The sequence below is a fragment of the Burkholderia sp. Tr-862 genome (genome assembly GCF_011753085.1).
Classification (GTDB): Bacteria; Pseudomonadota; Gammaproteobacteria; order Burkholderiales; family Burkholderiaceae; genus Burkholderia; species Burkholderia ambifaria.
Map to the genome: position 1 here is coordinate 1 of NZ_VWWG01000374.1, position 1,295 is coordinate 1,295.

The 1,295-nt window shown below is 71.4% G+C and carries 1 protein-coding gene; it reads right to left on the reverse strand.

Going from position 1 to position 1,295, the window contains the following annotated elements:
• Positions 1-14: 14 nt before the first annotated feature.
• Positions 15-1,295, reverse strand: a 1,281-nt coding sequence (locus F3J14_RS34925) for a cellulose biosynthesis cyclic di-GMP-binding regulatory protein BcsB (RefSeq protein ID WP_211080436.1), incomplete at its 5' end; no start/stop codon positions are given.

Sequence of the window (1,295 nt, forward strand, 5' to 3'; positions counted from 1 at the left end):
TCCCACGCCATCCGTTACATCCCCCGTCGACGCGCGGCGATTCTCTGCAGCACGCTGAACACGCCGAGCGCGAGCAGCAGCCCCGCAGCGACGCCGACCACGCCGAGCACGACCGGGTGCCGCGCCGCGTGCGTCCAGACGCGCGCATACCACGGCACGAAGCCGACCACGTACGGCTCGCCGACGCGCAGACTGTCGACCTGACCCGGCCGCACCAGCGCGAGGTCGCCCTGCAGCTGCGACACGAGGCCCGGCTTCTCGAATACGTCGAGCAGATCGGCCAGGCGCGTCTGGTCGGTCGCCGTCAGCGCGACGACGCTGCGGCCGTGGCTGCCCGGCAGCTCGAAGCCGGCGAGCGCGGCGAGCGAGCCCGTCTGCTCGATATGCGCGCCGCCGTCGGCCATGCCGATGCCATTGCGCCAGCGCTCCTTCACCGAGAAGGCGACACGCGTCGCGCCCGTGCCGCCCTGCTGGTCGATCGTCAGCGGCAGCGCCGCGCGCCAGCGCGACAGCAGCGCCGACGCGGGCGAGCCGTCAATCACGAGCAGGTCCTTGCGGCCCGCCAGCGCGGCGACGTCGCCGGGCCGCGCAACCTCCACGCGCAGCGCCGGGAAGCCGGTCCACTGGCCCATGTGGCCGAGCATCGTCAGGTAGGCTTCGAGCTCCTGCGGCGACGGCCGGTCCGGGACCACGACGGCCGTCTGCGACAGGTCGGCGAAGCGTGTGAACGGGAAGCCGCTGTTCGCGAAGAACGCGAGGTTCGGCAATTGCGCGTAGTGGACGAAGTGCGAGAAGTCGATCGTCGAATCGGGATCGATCGCCGCGCGCTGCGGCTCGGTCGCGGTGCTCGAGCAGAGCCCCGTCTTCTGCGAATCGAGCGTGAAGCGGAACTGCAGCTGATTGCCGCTGCCGACGCGAAACGCCGGGATGTCGACATCGCTCGTCACGCGCCCTTCCGGCACCGCCAGCAGCGGCAGCTGCATGCGCCCGCGCGCGTCTTCCGCATGGGCCGGCCCGAGCCGGTACGACTTCACGAGCTGTTCGTTGATCTCGACGGCGAGCGTCGAGTCGTCCTGCACGGTCGGCGCCGTATAGCGGTAGCGCAGCGTGATCGGCACGCCCGAGCCGTTCCACGAATGGAGATCGGCCGGCACGCGCAGATTCAGGCGGATCGCGTCAGGCGTCGTGCCGCGCACTTCGAGCTCGCGCGGGTCCGACACCAGCTCGCGGAACGCGATCGGCCGGTTCACCGGCAGCCAGCGCGGCGCGTCGTACGGTTTGCGGGGCGCGCCGAG